At 69.8% G+C, this 15,718-nt stretch carries 13 protein-coding genes; 10 read left to right on the top strand and 3 right to left on the bottom strand.

The genetic code is table 11. From position 1 onward, the window contains the following. Nucleotides 1-4: 4 nt before the first annotated feature. Complete coding sequence (folP, locus tag SHK19_RS05075) at nt 5-877, bottom strand: dihydropteroate synthase (protein WP_322456586.1); 873 nt, start codon at nt 875-877, stop codon at nt 5-7. Then, complete coding sequence (locus tag SHK19_RS05070) at nt 874-1,773, bottom strand: bifunctional methylenetetrahydrofolate dehydrogenase/methenyltetrahydrofolate cyclohydrolase (RefSeq protein WP_322938006.1); 900 nt, start codon at nt 1,771-1,773, stop codon at nt 874-876. The genes folP and SHK19_RS05070 overlap by 4 nt, the downstream gene beginning before the upstream one ends. Nucleotides 1,774-2,068: 295 nt before the next feature. On the opposite strand from SHK19_RS05070, the gene SHK19_RS05065 reads away from it, so the two are divergent. The 8 genes from SHK19_RS05065 (at nt 2,069) to fdhD (ending at nt 12,423) form a co-directional block, all read left to right on the top strand. Beyond that, nucleotides 2,069-2,872 (top strand): IclR family transcriptional regulator, encoded by an 804-nt coding sequence (locus SHK19_RS05065; protein ID WP_322938005.1) that lies wholly within the window; start codon nt 2,069-2,071, stop codon nt 2,870-2,872. 246 nt (nt 2,873-3,118) lie between these two features. Further along, the gene (locus SHK19_RS05060) at nt 3,119-4,588 is read left to right on the top strand and encodes an aldehyde dehydrogenase family protein (RefSeq protein ID WP_322938004.1); all 1,470 of its coding nucleotides are present in this window, start codon (nt 3,119-3,121) and stop codon (nt 4,586-4,588) included. Between the two features lie 10 nt (nt 4,589-4,598). Then, a complete protein-coding gene (gene betA / locus SHK19_RS05055; RefSeq protein WP_322938003.1) occupies nt 4,599-6,299 on the top strand; it encodes a choline dehydrogenase in 1,701 nt (566 codons plus the stop codon). Continuing rightward, entirely contained in the window at nt 6,296-7,363 is a 1,068-nt protein-coding gene (locus SHK19_RS05050; protein ID WP_322456591.1) for a quaternary amine ABC transporter ATP-binding protein, read from the top strand. Before betA ends, SHK19_RS05050 begins: the two co-directional genes overlap by 4 nt. Further along, nucleotides 7,363-9,402 carry an ABC transporter permease gene (locus SHK19_RS05045; RefSeq protein WP_322938002.1) on the top strand — a complete coding sequence of 680 codons (2,040 nt, stop codon included), beginning with the start codon at nt 7,363-7,365 and terminating at the stop codon, nt 9,400-9,402. The genes SHK19_RS05050 and SHK19_RS05045 overlap by 1 nt, the downstream gene beginning before the upstream one ends. A gap of 72 nt (nt 9,403-9,474) precedes the next feature. Continuing rightward, complete coding sequence (locus SHK19_RS05040) at nt 9,475-10,461, top strand: glycine betaine ABC transporter substrate-binding protein (RefSeq protein WP_322456593.1); 987 nt, start codon at nt 9,475-9,477, stop codon at nt 10,459-10,461. A 181-nt stretch (nt 10,462-10,642) separates the two neighbouring features. Continuing rightward, nucleotides 10,643-11,506, top strand: a complete 864-nt coding sequence (purU, locus tag SHK19_RS05035; RefSeq protein WP_322938001.1) for a formyltetrahydrofolate deformylase — start codon at nt 10,643-10,645, stop codon at nt 11,504-11,506. 80 nt (nt 11,507-11,586) lie between these two features. Continuing rightward, nucleotides 11,587-12,423, top strand: coding sequence for a formate dehydrogenase accessory sulfurtransferase FdhD (gene fdhD / locus SHK19_RS05030; RefSeq protein ID WP_322938000.1), 837 nt, complete (start codon nt 11,587-11,589; stop codon nt 12,421-12,423). 128 nt (nt 12,424-12,551) lie between these two features. On the opposite strand, the gene SHK19_RS05025 is transcribed toward fdhD, so the two are convergent. Then, nucleotides 12,552-13,004, bottom strand: coding sequence for a group II truncated hemoglobin (locus SHK19_RS05025; protein ID WP_322937999.1), 453 nt, complete (start codon nt 13,002-13,004; stop codon nt 12,552-12,554). Between the two features lie 67 nt (nt 13,005-13,071). On the opposite strand from SHK19_RS05025, the gene SHK19_RS05020 reads away from it, so the two are divergent. Both SHK19_RS05020 and SHK19_RS05015 read left to right on the top strand, forming a co-directional pair. Further along, nucleotides 13,072-14,601 carry an FAD-dependent oxidoreductase gene (locus SHK19_RS05020; RefSeq protein WP_322937998.1) on the top strand — a complete coding sequence of 510 codons (1,530 nt, stop codon included), beginning with the start codon at nt 13,072-13,074 and terminating at the stop codon, nt 14,599-14,601. Continuing rightward, nucleotides 14,598-15,716 carry a hypothetical protein gene (locus SHK19_RS05015; protein ID WP_322456598.1) on the top strand — a complete coding sequence of 373 codons (1,119 nt, stop codon included), beginning with the start codon at nt 14,598-14,600 and terminating at the stop codon, nt 15,714-15,716. The genes SHK19_RS05020 and SHK19_RS05015 overlap by 4 nt, the downstream gene beginning before the upstream one ends. Nucleotides 15,717-15,718 lie beyond the last annotated feature (2 nt).

The following is a 15,718-nucleotide window of genomic DNA, read 5'->3' as shown; positions in this document are numbered from 1 at the left end:
GCCGTTACCTCTCCGGCCACTCGGCGGCCAGCCGCGCAGCGACCCGCGCGCCGGCTACCGCGGCGGGCACGTCGTGGACGCGCACACCCCAGGCACCCGTGAGCGCCGCCACCGTGGCGACGGCGGCCGAAACGGCGTCCCGGTCGGTCGGGTGCGCTGCGTCGAGGTCACCGCCGCCGACGCACTCGGCGAGGAAGCGCTTCCGGGACGCCCCCACCAGCAGCGGGAAGCCCAAGGACATCAGCCGGGGCAGGCGCGCCAGCAGCGACCAGCTGTGCTCCGGCGCCTTGGCGAACCCCAGGCCGGGGTCGAGGATGATCCGGTCGGCGCTGACCCCGGCGGCCATGGCCGCGTCGCAGCGGCGAGCGAGCTCGGTGCGGACGTCCTCCGCCACGCTGCGGTACGTCGCCCGCTCCTGCATCAGCTTCGAGTGCGCCCGCCAGTGCATGAGCACGCAGCCCACGCCGGCCTCCGCGAGGAACGGCAGCATCTCCGGGTCGGCCAGGCCTCCCGACACGTCGTTGACGAGCGTGGCACCAGCATCGACCGCGGCAGCAGCGACCGACGCGCGCATGGTGTCGATCGACACCTGGGCGCCGGCCGAGCTCAGCGCTCGTACGACGGGCAGGACCCGCCGGAGCTCGTCCTCCTCGGCCACCCGCTCGGCGCCGGGTCGCGTCGACTCGCCGCCGACGTCGACCAGGTCGGCACCCTGCCGCACGAGGGCGAGGCCGTGCTCGATGGCGGCCGTGGGGTCGACGTACCGTCCCCCGTCGGAGAACGAGTCGGGCGTGACGTTGACGATGCCCATCACGCGGCACCGCGCGGCCTCGGGTGCCGACGACCGCGCGTGCGGCGGGTGCTGGAGCGTGGTCATGCCGGTTCGAGGGAGGGCGCGGCCAGGCCGTTGCCGGACTGCTGCTCGAGGCTCCGCTCGGCGATCTCGACGATGTTGGTGAGCAGCATGGCGCGCGTCATCGGACCGACGCCTCCGGTCGCGCCGCTGACCTTGCCCGCCACCGCGTCGACCTCGGGATGGACGTCGCCCAGGATCCCCTCGATGGTGCGGGTGATCCCGACGGACAGCACGGTCGCGCCGGGCAGCACCCAGTCCGGCTTGACCAGGTGCGCGACGCCGGCCGCCGCGACCACCACGTCGGAGGCGCGCGTGTGCGCCGCGACGTCGACGGTCGCCTCGTGGCACAGGGTGACGGTCGCGTGCTCGGTGGGCCGGGTGAGCATCAGGCCGAGCGGTCGGCCGACGGTGAGGCCGCAGCCGATCACGCAGAACCGCTGGCCGGTGATCGGCACGTCGTGCTGGCGGAGCAGCTCGATGATCCCCCGCGGCGTGCACGGGAGCGGGCCGGGCATCCCGAGCACCAGCTTGCCCAGGTTGGTCGGGTGCAGCCCGTCTGCGTCCTTGTCGGGGTCGATCAGCTGGAGCACCCGATGGGTGTCGATGTGCGCCGGCAGCGGGAGCTGGACGATGAAGCCGGTGCAGCCCGGGTCGTCGTTGAGGCGGCGTACGGCGTCCTCGACCTCGGCCTGGCTCGCGGTGGCCGGCAGCTCGACCCGGATCGAGGCGATCCCGACGTCGGAGCAGTCGCGGTGCTTCCCGGCCACGTAGGCGTGGCTACCCGGGTCCTCGCCGACCAGGATGGTGCCCAGCCCCGGTCGGCTTCCGTGACCGTGCAGGGCTCTCACCCTCACGGCCAGCGCTTGCTTGATGTCAGCGGCAACCCGCTTGCCGTCGATCCGTGTCGCAGTGGTCATCTTGCTCATCTCAGGCCGGCACGGGGCAACGTTGAACTGGCCGGCGCCACCGACCGGAGAGCCGGAGCTGGAGGGCCACCCCCGGGGGGAGTGCAGAGAGCGGGCAGACTCGGATCATTTCTCCACCTTGGTGCGAACTGCACAACGATGTGCATGATGCGCAACAGTCTGGGAGGCGACGCGATGCCCTGTCAAGGGGGTGATCGCGGGACCTGTCGCCCAGGTCGGACGATGATCCGGGTCACATGACCCGTTCTAGCGCCCGATCCAGCGGTCCATCCCGTACAGTTGCGCCATGAGCAACGGTAAGCAGAAGGCGAACGGTCGGGGCGCCGGCGAGGCCCCCGGCGGAGTCCAGTCGGTCGACCGGGCAGTCAGCGTGCTCGAGATCCTTGCCCGCGAGGGCAGCGCCGGCGTGAGCGAGGTGGCCGCCGAGATCGGCGTCCACAAGTCGACGGCATTCCGGCTCCTCGCCGCCCTCGAGGAGCGCGACCTCGTCGAGCAGAACTCCGAGCGGGGCAAGTACCAGCTCGGGTTCGGCGTGCTGCGGCTCGCGAGCGCGATCCCCTCGCGCCTCGACATGGTCCGGCAGGCTCGGCCGGTCGTCGACGACCTGGCCCAGCGGTTCGACGAGACCATCAACCTCGCGGTGGTCCGCGAGCACTACTCGGTCCACGTCCAGCAGGCCCTGGGCTCGGCGGCGGTGGCCAGCCAGAACTGGGTCGGCCAGCTCACGCCGCTGCACGCGACGTCGAGCGGGAAGATCCTGATGGCCCACATGGGCGAGGAGCAGCTCGAGAGCGTGCTCGCCGCCGCCGGCCTGAAGGCCTACACCGAACACACCATCACCTCCCGCAAGACCCTGATGAAGCAGCTGGCCGACGCGCGGGTGAACGGCTTCGCGACGGCGTACGAGGAGCTCGAGACCGGCCTCAACGCGGCGGCCGTCCCGGTCCGGGACCACACCGGGGTCGTCGTCGCCGCGGTTGCCGCTTCCGGCCCCGCCTACCGCTTCGACCGGGCGCGGATCGAGGCGATCATCGACGACCTGAAGGCCGGCGGGGAGCGCATCAGCCAGCGCCTGGGCTGGCTCGGGTAGGCGCAGCTCGCCCGACCCCCTCACGGCCGGGACCAAGTCCGCACGCGGGCCGGTCCCGGCCTTCGTCGTGCGCGACCGCCTCCGAGGTTTCATGCAGGCGCCGACGCCGGTGAACGTTGCGTTACGGCTGCCCGAACCCTTGACACGGGCACTCGGCGCCACCACTCTCAACCCACCAACAAGTTGCGAAGGAAGCAACGGGTAGCGCATTGCGCTACTGCTGAACTGGGAGAGGTAGGGCGGATCGTGCCCGTGCTGTACGTCGATGGTCACTGGGTGGCCGCCCGTTCGGGGCAGCGCCGCGAGATCCGCTGCCCGGCCGACGGCACCCTGGCCGGCGAGGTCGACGAGGCCGGCCGCGAGGACACCGAGGACGCTATCGACGCGGCGCACCGGGCTTTCCACGAGGGTGCGTGGCCGCGGAGCTCCAGCCGCGAGCGCGGAGACCTCCTGCTGCGGGTCGCCGCCCTGCTCGAGCGCGACAAGGACGTCGTCGCCCGGCTCGAGTCGCTGGACACCGGCAAGCGCCTGGTCGAGTCCGAGTACGACGTCGACGACGTCGTCGGGGTCTTCCGGCACTACGGCCGGATCGCCGCCGAGGACTCCGGCCGGGTCGTCGACACCGGCAACGCCGACGTCGTCAGCCGGGTCGTGCGCGAGCCGATCGGCGTCTGCGGCCTGATCACCCCGTGGAACTACCCGCTGCTCCAGACGTCCTGGAAGGTCGCGCCCTGCCTGGCCGCCGGCAACTCCTTCGTGCTCAAGCCGAGCGAGCTGACGCCCCACACCGCGATCCACCTGATGAAGCTGCTTGCCGAGGCGGGCCTGCCCGCCGGTGTCGGCAACCTCGTCCTCGGTGCCGGTCCCACCGCCGGCGCACCGCTCTCGGAGGACCCCCGTGTCGACCTCGTGTCGTTCACCGGCGGGCTCGCCACCGGCAAGCTGCTGATGGCCGCCGCGGCTGGCACCGTGAAGAAGGTCGCCCTCGAGCTCGGCGGCAAGAACCCCAACATCGTGTTCGCCGACGCGGACCTCGACGTGGCCCTCGACTTCGCCCTCACCGCGGTCTTCCTCCACTCGGGCCAGGTCTGTTCCGCCGGAGCCCGGCTCCTGGTCGAGGAGTCGGTGCACGACGCGTTCGTCGACGCCCTCGTCGAGCGCGCCGAGCGGATCCGGCTCGGCGGGCCCTTCGACGAGAAGGCCGAGACCGGCCCCCTCACCAGCGCTGCCCACCGCGACAAGGTCGAGGCGTACGTCGCCGCGGGCCTGGCCGAAGGAGCCGTGCTGCGCTGCGGCGGCCGGCGTCCGGACGATCCCGCCCTGTCCGACGGCTACTACTACCTGCCGACCGTCCTCGACGGCTGCCGGCGCGACATGAGGGTCACCCGGGACGAGTCGTTCGGCCCGGTGCTGACCGTGGAGACGTTCACCAGCGAGGACGACGCGGTCGCCATCGCCAACGACAGCATCTACGGGCTCGCGGGCGCGGTCTGGACCCAGGACGCCGGCAAGGCGCAGCGGGTCGCGGGCCGGCTGCGGATGGGCACGGTCTGGATCAACGACTACCACCCCTACGTCCCGCAGGCGGAGTGGGGCGGGTTCAAGCAGTCCGGCATCGGGCGCGAGCTCGGGCTGGCCGGTCTCGAGGAGTACCGCGAGACCAAGCACGTCTGGCACAACATCCGACCGGCCGAGCAGCGCTGGTTCGCGGGATAAGGACGACGAGATGGCTTCCAAGCGCTACGACTTCGTGATCGTGGGCGGCGGTTCGGCGGGATGCGCCCTCGCCAACCGGCTCTCGGCCGACCCCGGCACCAGCGTGCTGGTGCTCGAGGCGGGCCACAGCGACTACCGCATCGACCCCCTGGTCCACATGCCGGCCGCGCTGCCGTTCCCGATCGGGAACCGGCTCTACGACTGGAAGTACGAGACCGACCCCGAGCCGTACATGAACGGCCGCCGGGTCTTCCACGCTCGCGGCAAGGTGCTCGGCGGCTCGAGCAGCATCAACGGGATGATCTTCCAGCGGGGCAACCCGCTCGACTACGAGCGCTGGGCGGCCGAGCCCGGGATGAAGGAGTGGGACTACCTCCACTGCCTGCCGTACTTCAAGCGCATGGAGAGCTGCCTGGCCGGTGCCGACGACTGGCGCGGCGGCGACGGCCCCCTCAAGCTCGAGCGCGGGCCTGCCGAGAATCCGCTGTTCGGCGCGTTCTTCCAGGCTGCGCAGGAGGCGGGCTACCCCCTCACCGACGACGTCAACGGCTACCGGCAGGAGGGCTTCGCCCGCTTCGACCGCAACGTCTACCGCAGTCGCCGGCTCTCCGCTGCCCGCGCCTATCTGCACCCCGTGCGGCACCGCAAGAACCTGGACGTCGAGACCATGGCGTTCGTGACCGGCGTCCGGTTCCGTGGCCAGCGCGCGGTCGGAGTCGACTACGAGCGCGCGGGTCGCCGACGCCGCAGCGTCGAGGCCGGTGAGGTCGTCCTCTGCGGTGGCGCGATCAACACCCCTCAGCTGCTCCAGCTTTCCGGCGTCGGCGACGCGGCGCACCTGCGCGGGCTCGGCATCGACGTCGTCCACGACCTCCCGGGCGTCGGTGAGAACCTGCAGGACCACCTCGAGGTCTACATCCAGTACGCCTCGAAGCAGCCGGTCTCGATCGCGCCGGGCCTCCGCTGGCACCAGCGACCGAAGATCGCCTACCAGTGGCTGTTCCAGCGCAAGGGCCTCGGCGCGACCAACCATTTCGAGGGCGGCGGCTTCGCGCGAAGCAACGACGAGGTCGACTACCCCAACCTGATGTTCCACTTCCTGCCGATCGCCATCCGGTACGACGGCTCCTCGCCCATCGAGGGGCACGGCTACCAGGTGCACATCGGCCCGATGTACGCCGACACCCGCGGTCACGTGCGGATCAGGTCCAAGGACCCGCGCGAGCACCCCTCCCTGCTGTTCAACTACCTGTCGACCCCGACCGACCGGAAGGAGTGGGTGGAGGCGGTCCGGGTCGCCCGCGACATCCTCACGCAGCCGGCGTTCGCGCCGTACAACGACGGGGAGATCTCGCCGGGACCGTCCGTCGAGACCGACGAGGAGATCCTCGAGTGGGTCGCCGAGGACGCCGAGACCGCCCTCCACCCCTCGTGCACCGCGAAGATGGGCATCGACGAGATGTCGGTGGTCGATCCCGGCACGATGAAGGTGCACGGGACCGAGGGCCTGCGCGTCGTCGACGCCTCGGTCTTCCCGTTCGTCACGAACGGCAACATCTACGCGCCGGTGATGATGGTGGCCGAGAAGGCTGCTGACCTGATCGCCGGCAACACTCCCCTCCCCCCGGCTGACGTGCCGTTCTACCGCTACCGCGACGACACGCCTCTCTACCCGCCCGGCGACAGCCGCAACAACGAGGAGCAGCCATGACGATCCTGTCCGAGCGCCAGGAGGAATCCACGGCCGACAGCGCGGAGTACGCACTGTCGGTGCGCAACCTCTGGAAGATCTTCGGCCCGCGAGCTAACAGGGTCATCGGCTCTCCGGACGCCGACCTCTCCCGCGCCGAGCTCAAGGCCAGGACCGGGTGCGTCGTCGGCGTCAAGGACGTCAGCTTCGACGTGTCGCCCGGCGAGGTCTTCGTGGTGATGGGCCTGTCGGGATCGGGCAAGTCCACCCTGGTGCGCCTCCTCACCCGGCTCATCGAACCCACCTACGGCTCGATCGTGCTGAACGGCCAGGACATCACCTCGGCCACCGGGAGCCAGCTCCGTGCCCTGCGTCGCCACCACGTCTCGATGGTCTTCCAGCACTTCGGGCTGCTCCCGCACCGCAAGGTCGTCGACAACGTCTCCTACGGGCTCGAGGTGCGGGGGGAGAAGAAGGCCGAGCGTCGGGAGCGCGCCATGCGGATGGTCGACCTGGTCGGCCTCACCGGGTACGAGAACTCCTACCCCGACCAGCTCTCCGGCGGCATGCAGCAGCGCGTCGGCCTGGCCCGCGCCCTGGCCAACGAGCCCGACATGCTGCTCTTCGACGAGCCCTTCTCCGCGCTCGACCCGCTCATCCGGCGCGATATGCAGAACGAGGTCATCCGCCTCCACCAGGAGCTCCGCAAGACCATGGTGTTCATCACCCATGACCTGTCGGAGGCCCTCAAGCTGGGTGACCGGATCCTGATCATGCGCGACGGCGAGATCGTCCAGATCGGTCGCCCGGACGAGGTGGTCGCGGCCCCGGCCGACGAGTACGTCAGGGAGTTCGTGAGCGACGTGCCGAGGTCGCATGTCCTCACCCTGCGCTGGGTGATGCGGCCGGTGACCGACCAGGTCCCCTCAGACGCCCCGGTGCTGCAGTCCGACGTCATCGTGCGGGAGGCCGCTCGGGTGGTGCTCGCCCACCACGGACCGGTCCGGGTCGCTGAAGGCGACCGGATCGTCGGCATGGTGGATGACGAGGACATCCTGCGGGTGGTCGTGGCCGAGGAGCGCTGATGACCACCGCAACCGTGGCGCCGGCCAAGCAGGTCCAGCCTGGCGCCGTCCCCCCGCCGACCGAGCCGACCCAGGGCATTCCGCGCTGGGTGTGGGTCCTGACCATCCTCGCCGGCTGGATCGTGGTGTGGAGCTTCACCAAGGGCACCGACACCCTCGCCCTCTCGGGCCAGGACCAGACGGATTTCCACGCGCGACTGTCGGACCGGGTCGGCACCTTCGGCGACAACCCGGTCACCCAGGGGATCGCGAACTTCATCAACGCGATCATCGACTCCCTCCGCGGACTCATCGCCACCCCGACGCCGCCGCGGCCGGCACCGACCATCGGGTGGCTCGGCGTCACCGCCGTCGCCACCTGGGTCGGGTACGCCGTCGCGAACTGGCGGATCGCGCTGCTGGTCGCCGCTTCCTTCCTCGCGTTCGGGCTCTTCGGGTTCTGGGAGGACTCGATCGACCTGCTGATCGTGACGCTGGTGTCGGTCGGTTTCGCCGTCGTCATCGGCTTCCCGCTCGCCATCTTGATCGCGCTGAGCTCCACGGCGGCCCGCGTGGTCACGCTCGGCCTCGACCTGCTGCAGACGATGCCGACGTTCGTCTACCTGATCTTCGTCGTCATCCTCTTCGGCATCGGTGCCCCGACCGCGGTGATCTGCACGCTGGCCTACGCGCTGCCGCCGATCGTTCGCATCTCCGGCTTCGGCATCCGCGACGTGTCGCCGGCGGCGATCGAGGCGACGGACTCGCTCGGGCAGACGACGTGGCAGCGGCTGGTCAAGGTACAGATCCCGATGGCGCGCAAGACCATCATCCTCGGCCTCAACCAGACCATCCTCGCGGCGCTGTCGATGGCCATCATCGCCTCGTACATCAACGGCCCCGGGCTCGGGAAGCCGGTGCTGTCGGCGCTGACGCGGAACGACTTCGGCGCGGGCCTGGTGCCGGGGCTACTGATCGTCCTGACGGGAATCATGCTCGACCGCACCACGACGGCAGCCAGCGAGCGCTCGGAGCGCGTCGCGCGTGGTGGCGGCGAGGACCCGCGGCGCCGGCGGCTCGTGCTCGGCGCACTGCTCGTCCCCGTCGCGGTCGCGGTCTGGTACTCCCGCTACGCCATCGACGCCGCGAACTTCCCGGCGACGACGTGGGGACGTTCGACGGCCGACGTCGCCAACTCGTGGATGGGCTCGATCACGTCCGTCCTCGACACCGTGGCGGGCAAGCTCGCCGACCTGGTCTCCTACGGACTGCTGAACCCCATGGAGTCACTGCTGGCCGACTCGCCGTGGTGGTTGAGCTGTGCCGGGCTGCTGCTGCTGGGGGTGGTCATCGGGGGCCGGAAGGCGATCGTGCCCACCGTGCTGTGCCTGGCCGTTATCTACCAGCTGGACCTCTGGCACGACACCATGGTCGTCCTGAACATGACCCTGGTGGCCACCTTGCTGGTCATGGTGCTCGGCGTGGTCTTCGGGGTGTGGATGGCCCGTCGCAGGGCGGTCGACCTCGCCCTCCGACCGCTGCTCGACGGGGGTCAGACCATCCCGGCCTTCGTCTACCTCATCCCGGTGCTCGCACTCTTCGGGCCCACGCGCTTCACCGCGATCGTGGCGGCGGTCATCTACGCCGCGCCCGCGGCGATCAAGCTGGTCGCCGACGGCGTCCGCGCGGTGTCACCCGAGGTGGTGGAGGCGGGCCGGTCGACCGGCTCCACGACCTGGCAGGAGATCACGAAGGTCCAGTTGCCGATGGCGAAGGGGTCGCTGGTGCTGGCCACCAACCAGGGTCTGCTCTACGTGCTCGCCATGGTCGTCATCGGCGGCCTCGTGGGAGCCGGAGCACTCGGCTACGACGTGGTCTTCGGTCTGGCCAACGGGGAGTACGCGGGCAAGGGACTGGCCGCCGGCCTCTCGATCGTCCTGCTCGGGATCATGATCGACCGCGTGATGCGGTCGGCGGCGGAGCGGGCAGGTGCGGGCGCTCCGGCCCGCTCCGGCTCGGTGCGCAGCCGTGGCTTCGGGGGGTGGCGCCGCTCTGGGTAGGTCGGGTGTCACCGACGCAGGACAGTGCCGCGAACGCGGCACGCACAAGGGACAAATCAAAGGGAGTAGAAAGTGCTTGATCTGAACAAGCGGTGGGCCGGGCTCGCCGCGCTCGCCTCGAGCGGGGTGCTGGTGCTCACGGCCTGTGGGGGAGGCTCGGTGGGTGACGAGACGAAGGCCAACGAGGAGAAGATCGCCGAGGCCGGCGGCACCTGCGGGGACTTCAACATCATCGTCAACCCCTGGGTCGGCTTCACCGCGGACGCCTACGTCGTCGGCGCCGTCGCCGAGGAGAAGCTGGCGTGCAACGTCACCTACCTCGACCTGAAGGAGGGCGGCCCGTCGTACCAGGCGCTGAAGTCCGGGGACGGCGACGTGATCCTCGAGGAGTGGTCGCACGCCGAGGAACTGAAGGCCGCCGAGGACGGGGGCTACGCCCAGGACGTCGGCTCGCCCGGCAACGTGGGGATCATCGGGTGGTACGTCCCCCAGTGGCTCGCGGAGGACCACCCAGACATCATGGAGTGGGAGAACCTCAACGACTACGCCGACGAGTTCGAGACCTCGGAGTCCGACGGCAAGGGCCAGTTCCTGGGGTCCGACCCGACCTTCACCCAGTACGACGAGGCGATCGTCGAGAACCTCGACCTGGACTACAAGGTGGTCTTCTCGGGTGGAGAGACCGCGACGGTGCAGGCGTTCAAGAAGGCCCAGGAAAACAAGGAATGGCTGATCGGCTACTTCTGGGAGCCGCAGTACATCCACGCCGAGGTGCCGATGGAGCGGGTCTCGCTGCCGCCGTACGAGGAAGGCTGTGACGCCGACAAGTCCGCGGTCGCCTGCGACTACGCGGAGACCGAGCTGAAGAAGGTCGCGCGCACCGAGTTCATCGAGTCCGACTCCACCGCCGCGGCGCTGGTGCAGAACTTCTCCTGGACCAACGAGGACCAGAACCAGGTCGCCTCCTACATCACGTCCGAGGGCATGTCGCCCGAGGACGCCGCCGCCCGGTGGATCGAGGAGAACCCCGACAAGGTCGAGGCCTGGCTTCCCCAGTGATCTGATCGGACGCTGTCCGACGACAGCACCAGCACGCGCCCGACCGGGGATCTACCCCGGCCGGGCGCGTCGCCTTTTTGTTCCCCAACGATCGAGATCACCTCTTGACCAGGCGTTGGTTGGTACGGCAGGCTGTTGCGTATCGCTCAGCGTGTTGTGTATTACGCAAAAGGAGATCCGGATGAACCACCCTTCGACCAGCGACGAGTACGTGCTCACGCTGACCTGTCCGGAGGCCCCCGGCATCGTGTTCGCCGTCAGCCGCTTCGTCATGGAGCACGGCGGCAACATCAGTGCCAGCCAGCAGTTCGACGACCGGCTCACGGACCGCTTCTTCATGCGGGTCCAATTCCGGCTCGACAACGCCGACCCCGAGCAGCTGCGTCAGGAGTTCGCCCCGGTGGCGCAGCAGTTCGCCATGGCCTGGCAGCTGCACGACGTGCGGACGCCCACCCGGACCCTGCTGATGGTCTCCAAGTTCGGGCACTGCCTGAACGACCTGCTGTTCCGCACCCAGACCGGCGCGCTGAACATCGAGATCCCCGGGATCGTGTCCAACCACCGCGACTTCGAGGGCGTCGCCGAGGCCAACGGCATCCCCTTCTACCACGTGCCGGTCACGCGGGAGACGAAGCCGGAGGCCGAGGCGCGGCTGCTCGAGCTGGTCGACACCCTGGACGTCGACCTCGTGGTGCTCGCGCGCTACATGCAGGTGCTCTCCGACGAGCTGTGCGGCAAGCTCGAGGGCCGCGCGATCAACATCCACCACTCGTTCCTGCCGAGCTTCAAGGGCGCCAAGCCCTACCACCAGGCGCACGCCCGTGGCGTCAAGCTGGTCGGCGCGACCGCGCACTACGTCACCGCGGACCTCGACGAGGGCCCGATCATCGAGCAGGACGTCGTCCGCGTCGACCACTCGCTCGACCCGGCGGCGATGACCTCGGCCGGCCGCGACGTCGAGGCGCAGGTCCTCGCCCGGGCGATCCGCTGGCACAGTGAGCACCGAGTGCTCCTGGACCGCACCCACACCGTCGTCTTCCGCTGACCAGCCCGCCCCGACCCGTTCCATCCGAAGGAGAGTCATGCCCGTCACCGTCCGGATGCGAGAGACGGTGCCGGGCTGACATGGGCAGGCGATCCGACCGGCGCCGAGTGCTGCGACTACGGGCAGGGGCCACGTCGTCGAGAGGAGACAGCCTCGCCGTGGAGGAGCCGATGGAGATCCGCGTCGGCGGTAGGCAGGTCGCCGTCACCATGCGCACGCCCGGCGATGACTTCGAGCTCGCGACCGGGTTCCTCGTCTCGGAAGGCATGCTGACTGCGGCTCGGGACGTCGTCGCGGTGCGGTACTGCGCCACTGGGCGCCCCGACCGGACGTACAACCAGGTCGACGTGACGGTCGCCGCGCACGTCGCGGTGCCGGACGACGCTCGCCGGCTCTTCGTCTCGAGCGCGTGCGGAGTGTGCGGGAAGGACAGCCTCGACCAGGTCCGCACCTCCGCGCGCTGGTCCGTGGCCGACGACCCCGCCCGCGTGAGCTCGACCCTGTTGGCCGGGCTGCCGGACCGGCTGCGGGCGGGACAGGCGGTGTTCGAACGGACCGGCGGGCTGCACGCGGCCGGCTTGTTCACGGCGAACGGCGACCTGCTGTGCCTGCGGGAGGACGTCGGGCGCCACAACGCCGTCGACAAGGTGGTCGGTTGGGCACTGGCCGCCGACCGGCTCCCCTTGCGCGGCTGCATCCTGCAGGTCAGCGGTCGCCTGTCTTTCGAGCTGGTGCAGAAGGCGTGGATGGCCGGGGTGCCGGTCCTGTCGGCGGTGTCGGCGCCCTCGACGCTAGCCGTCGACCTGGCAGTGGAAGCCGGGATGACCGTGGCCGGCTTCGTCCGGGACGGCGGCATGAACATCTATGCCGGAGCCGAGCGGGTCGACGTGCCCGTGGCCGACGATCGATCTGCCTGAGCGGCGGTCGTCACGCGTTCCTCATCGTGACGTGAGCGATCCACGATTCGGCGAGGTGCGGCGGCGCCGTCAAGGCGGCCGCGACGCCGTCGACGCCGACTGCGAGTCCGTGATCGAGGACTAGGCGGTCAGACCAGCCCGCCGTGTCCCCAGCGGGGCGTGGGGCCGGGATCGCCGAGGTCGGTGCCAGGTGAGGCCTGCGAGATCTTCTGGGCGATGGCGGTGCCCCACTCGAAGTAGGCCATCAGCGTCGATCGGAGCTCCGGCCGGCCTGGCAGCACGTCGTCGATCGAGGCAGCCATCAGCTCGAGCCACCGGGTCCGGTGCTCGTCGCGGATCTCGAGCCCGAGGTGGCTGCGCAGGAGAGACTGGTGGCCGCCAAGCTGTCCGGTGAAGTCGGCGGGTCCACCGAACACCTCGCCGAGCCAGACCGCGACGTGCTCGACGTGGCGCAGCTCGAAGCCGGCGAAGACCGGCGCCAGCACCTCGTCGGCGAGCACGCGCTCGTAGAAGGCGTTGCTGAGGCGACGGAGCGCAGGCAGCCCGCCGATGTCGTCGTAGAGCGAGACGTCCGCGGTCACGGCGTCAGCATGGCACCCGTTGACAAGCCGGTCCATTCATTCATACATTCATCCAGACTTTGTATGAATGAGTGGAGATCACATGAGCCTGGGCAAGACCGTCGTCGTCCTCGGCGGGAGCATCGCGGGCCTGTGCGCCGCCGGTGCGCTCGCACCGCACTTCGATGAGGTCGTGGTCCTCGAGCGGGACAGCCTGCCGGCAGACGCCGAGCACCGCCGCGGCGTACCCCAGAGCAAGCACCCGCACTTCCTGCTCAACTCCGGACGCCGCGCGATCAGCGCGCTGTTCCCGGGGTTCGAGGACGACCTGATCGCTGCCGGTGGCCTCCACCTGATGCCGTCGATGGACGCCGCCTACCTCGAGCGCACCGGCTGGGCCTCACGCAAGCAGTCGTCGATGACGATGGTCTACAGCTCGCGGGTCCTGATCGAGCGGGTGCTCCGCGACAAGGTGCGTGAGGTGAGCAACGTCGCCATCCGCGAGGGCGTCTCGGTGCGAGGGATCCAGACCGCGGCAGGCGGTACCGCCCAGGGCAAGGTCTCCGGCGTCGTCTTCTCCACGGCAGCAGGCGACGAAGAACGCATCGACGCCGACCTCGTGGTCGATGCGATGGGCCGCGGCTCGTCGGTCTCCGACTGGCTGGTGGCCGCCGGTTGGCCCGCGGCCCCCGTGCAGGCGCTCGACGCGAAGGTCACCTACACCTCACGGTGGTACGACCTGCCGGCGCCCGAGGCGCGTCCCACCTCCTGGTGGTGGCAGCACCTGGTGATCATGCCGACGCAGGACAAGGGCGACCACCCACCCGAGCACGAGTTCCTGGTCAACTTCTTCCCCATCGAGGGCGGCAGGACCATCGCCTGCATGGGCTCATGGGGCATCGACATGCCGCGCACGCCCGACGATTTCGTGGCCTCGGCCGAGCGGATCCGGACCCCGCTCTTCGCCGCGGCCATGGCCGAGTGCGAGCCGATCTCGGACGTCCACCTCACCCGCTCGACCGGCAACAAGTGGCGGCGCTACGACCGACTACCGGAGGTCCCGTCGGGCATCGTCTTCATCGGGGACGCGATCTGCGCGTTCAACCCCTTCTACGCACAAGGCATCAGCTCCGCCGCCGGCTCTGCCCTCACATTGAGGTCGCACCTCCAGGCGGCCGCCGACTCCGGCCGGCCGCTCGACCAGCGATTCTTCAAGCGGTTCCTCGCCGAGCAGCGCAAGGGCCTCAAGGTCCCGTGGAGCATGGCGATGGCGCGCGACCGCGGCTACGAGTGCGCCACCGGGACGGAGACCCTCCCGGCCTGGAAGCGCAAGATCCTCGCCTCGATGACCTGGCCGGCCTTCAACCTGATCACCGGCGCGGCCCGCGAAGACGCGGTCGTGGACGAGCACTTCGCGCGCGTCTTCAACCTCGACGAGTCCCTCGGCGACATGATGAGGAGCCCCCGGGTGCTGGCCGGACTCGTTCGTTTCAAGGTCAACTCGCTGCTCGGTCGCAACAAGGTCCCGTTCGGGTTCGACCCGCAGCAAGACCCGCCCGGCACCGACTGGACTCCCGGCGTCGACAGCCAGCCGACCGAGATGGCAGGAGTCCGATGAGCACCACCTGCGAGGAGGCAGCCGAGCAGGTCACCCGCAGCCTCGGGTTCGACTGCCATGACGTGAGTCCGGTCGCCTCCGTCCGCAACCCGTTCGACCTGGCGAACGGCACGATGCCGCTGCTCGAGCTGGTCATCATCGCCGGGGCGGTGTGGGCGCTGGTGCACGCCGTACGCCGGCTGCGTGCGGGTGATCCGGTCAACCTCGCGATCTGGTGCGCGTCGCTGATCTACCTGTTCGTCACCGAGCCGCCGCTCTACTTCCCGGAGTGGTTCGGCCTGGACGAGCAGTACGGCTTCATCTTCGCCCACAACGTCTTCACGGTGCAGTTCATGTGGGACCGGCTGCCGCTCTACATCATCGCGATCTACCCGGCACTGAGCCAGCTGGTCTACGAGGTGGTCCGGGTGATGGGGGTCTTCAAGCACCGTGGCGCCCTGGTGGGCTCGGTCCTGGTGGCGTTCGTCTGCCAGGTATTCTACGAGATCTTCGACCAGGTCGGCCCGCAGCTGAAGTGGTGGGGGTGGAACGACGCCAACACCGACGTCAACCATCCGGCGCTGGCCTCGGTGCCGATGAACAGCATGCTGCTCTTCGCCTCCGTGTCCTTCGGTGTGATGACCTTCCTCGCCGTCAAGCTGGCCGGGTCGACGGCCCCGGACGGCGGACCACGCCGTGGGTGGTCGCTGACCTGGCGGATCGCGGTGGCGGGCGTGCTCACGCCACCGTCGATGGCGCTGTTCGGCATCCCCTCCGGCATCTTCGGCGGCGAGACGCCCAACGTCACCGCCCAGGCGTGGGTCCTCGGGATCGAGCTCGGTCTGGTGTGGCTGGCCGGCCTCTGGATCCTGGTCAGCCAGGTCCGGCGACGCGACGTCGAGGAACCCGAGCCGATGACGGCGTTCGCACGGATCTACCCCGTGGTCTACCTGGTCGCGATGGGCGCGTGCTGGCTGGCGGCGCTGCCGGCCTTCCTCGACGCCGACGGCGGCATCACCAGCGACGGCACGCCGGTGGGCAGCGGCTGGTACACGATCGCCTGCTTCGCCGGAGCGGCAGCCACCTTGGCGGTGCTCCACACCGCGCGTCGTCGTACGCCGGTCGAGGTGGGCTGAGC

Source organism: Nocardioides bizhenqiangii, assembly GCF_034661235.1.
GTDB lineage: Bacteria > Actinomycetota > Actinomycetes > Propionibacteriales > Nocardioidaceae > Nocardioides > Nocardioides bizhenqiangii.
The sequence above is the reverse complement of the archived record's forward strand: the minus strand, read 5'-3'. Positions and strand labels throughout refer to the sequence as shown.

Bases quoted from the DNA above. Each gene is read 5' to 3' on its own strand.
- SHK19_RS05045 (WP_322938002.1), top strand. From the start codon at position 7,363: ATGACCACCGCAACCGTGGCGCCGGCCAAGCAGGTCCAGCCTGGCGCC.
- SHK19_RS05020 (WP_322937998.1), top strand. From the start codon at position 13,072: ATGAGTGGAGATCACATGAGCCTGGGCAAGACCGTCGTCGTCCTCGGC.
- folP (WP_322456586.1), bottom strand. From the start codon at position 877: ATGACCACGCTCCAGCACCCGCCGCACGCGCGGTCGTCGGCACCCGAG.
- SHK19_RS05050 (WP_322456591.1), top strand. From the start codon at position 6,296: ATGACGATCCTGTCCGAGCGCCAGGAGGAATCCACGGCCGACAGCGCG.
- SHK19_RS05015 (WP_322456598.1), top strand. From the start codon at position 14,598: ATGAGCACCACCTGCGAGGAGGCAGCCGAGCAGGTCACCCGCAGCCTC.
- fdhD (WP_322938000.1), top strand. From the start codon at position 11,587: ATGGGCAGGCGATCCGACCGGCGCCGAGTGCTGCGACTACGGGCAGGG.
- SHK19_RS05070 (WP_322938006.1), bottom strand. From the start codon at position 1,773: ATGACCACTGCGACACGGATCGACGGCAAGCGGGTTGCCGCTGACATC.
- purU (WP_322938001.1), top strand. From the start codon at position 10,643: ATGAACCACCCTTCGACCAGCGACGAGTACGTGCTCACGCTGACCTGT.
- betA (WP_322938003.1), top strand. From the start codon at position 4,599: ATGGCTTCCAAGCGCTACGACTTCGTGATCGTGGGCGGCGGTTCGGCG.
- SHK19_RS05065 (WP_322938005.1), top strand. From the start codon at position 2,069: ATGAGCAACGGTAAGCAGAAGGCGAACGGTCGGGGCGCCGGCGAGGCC.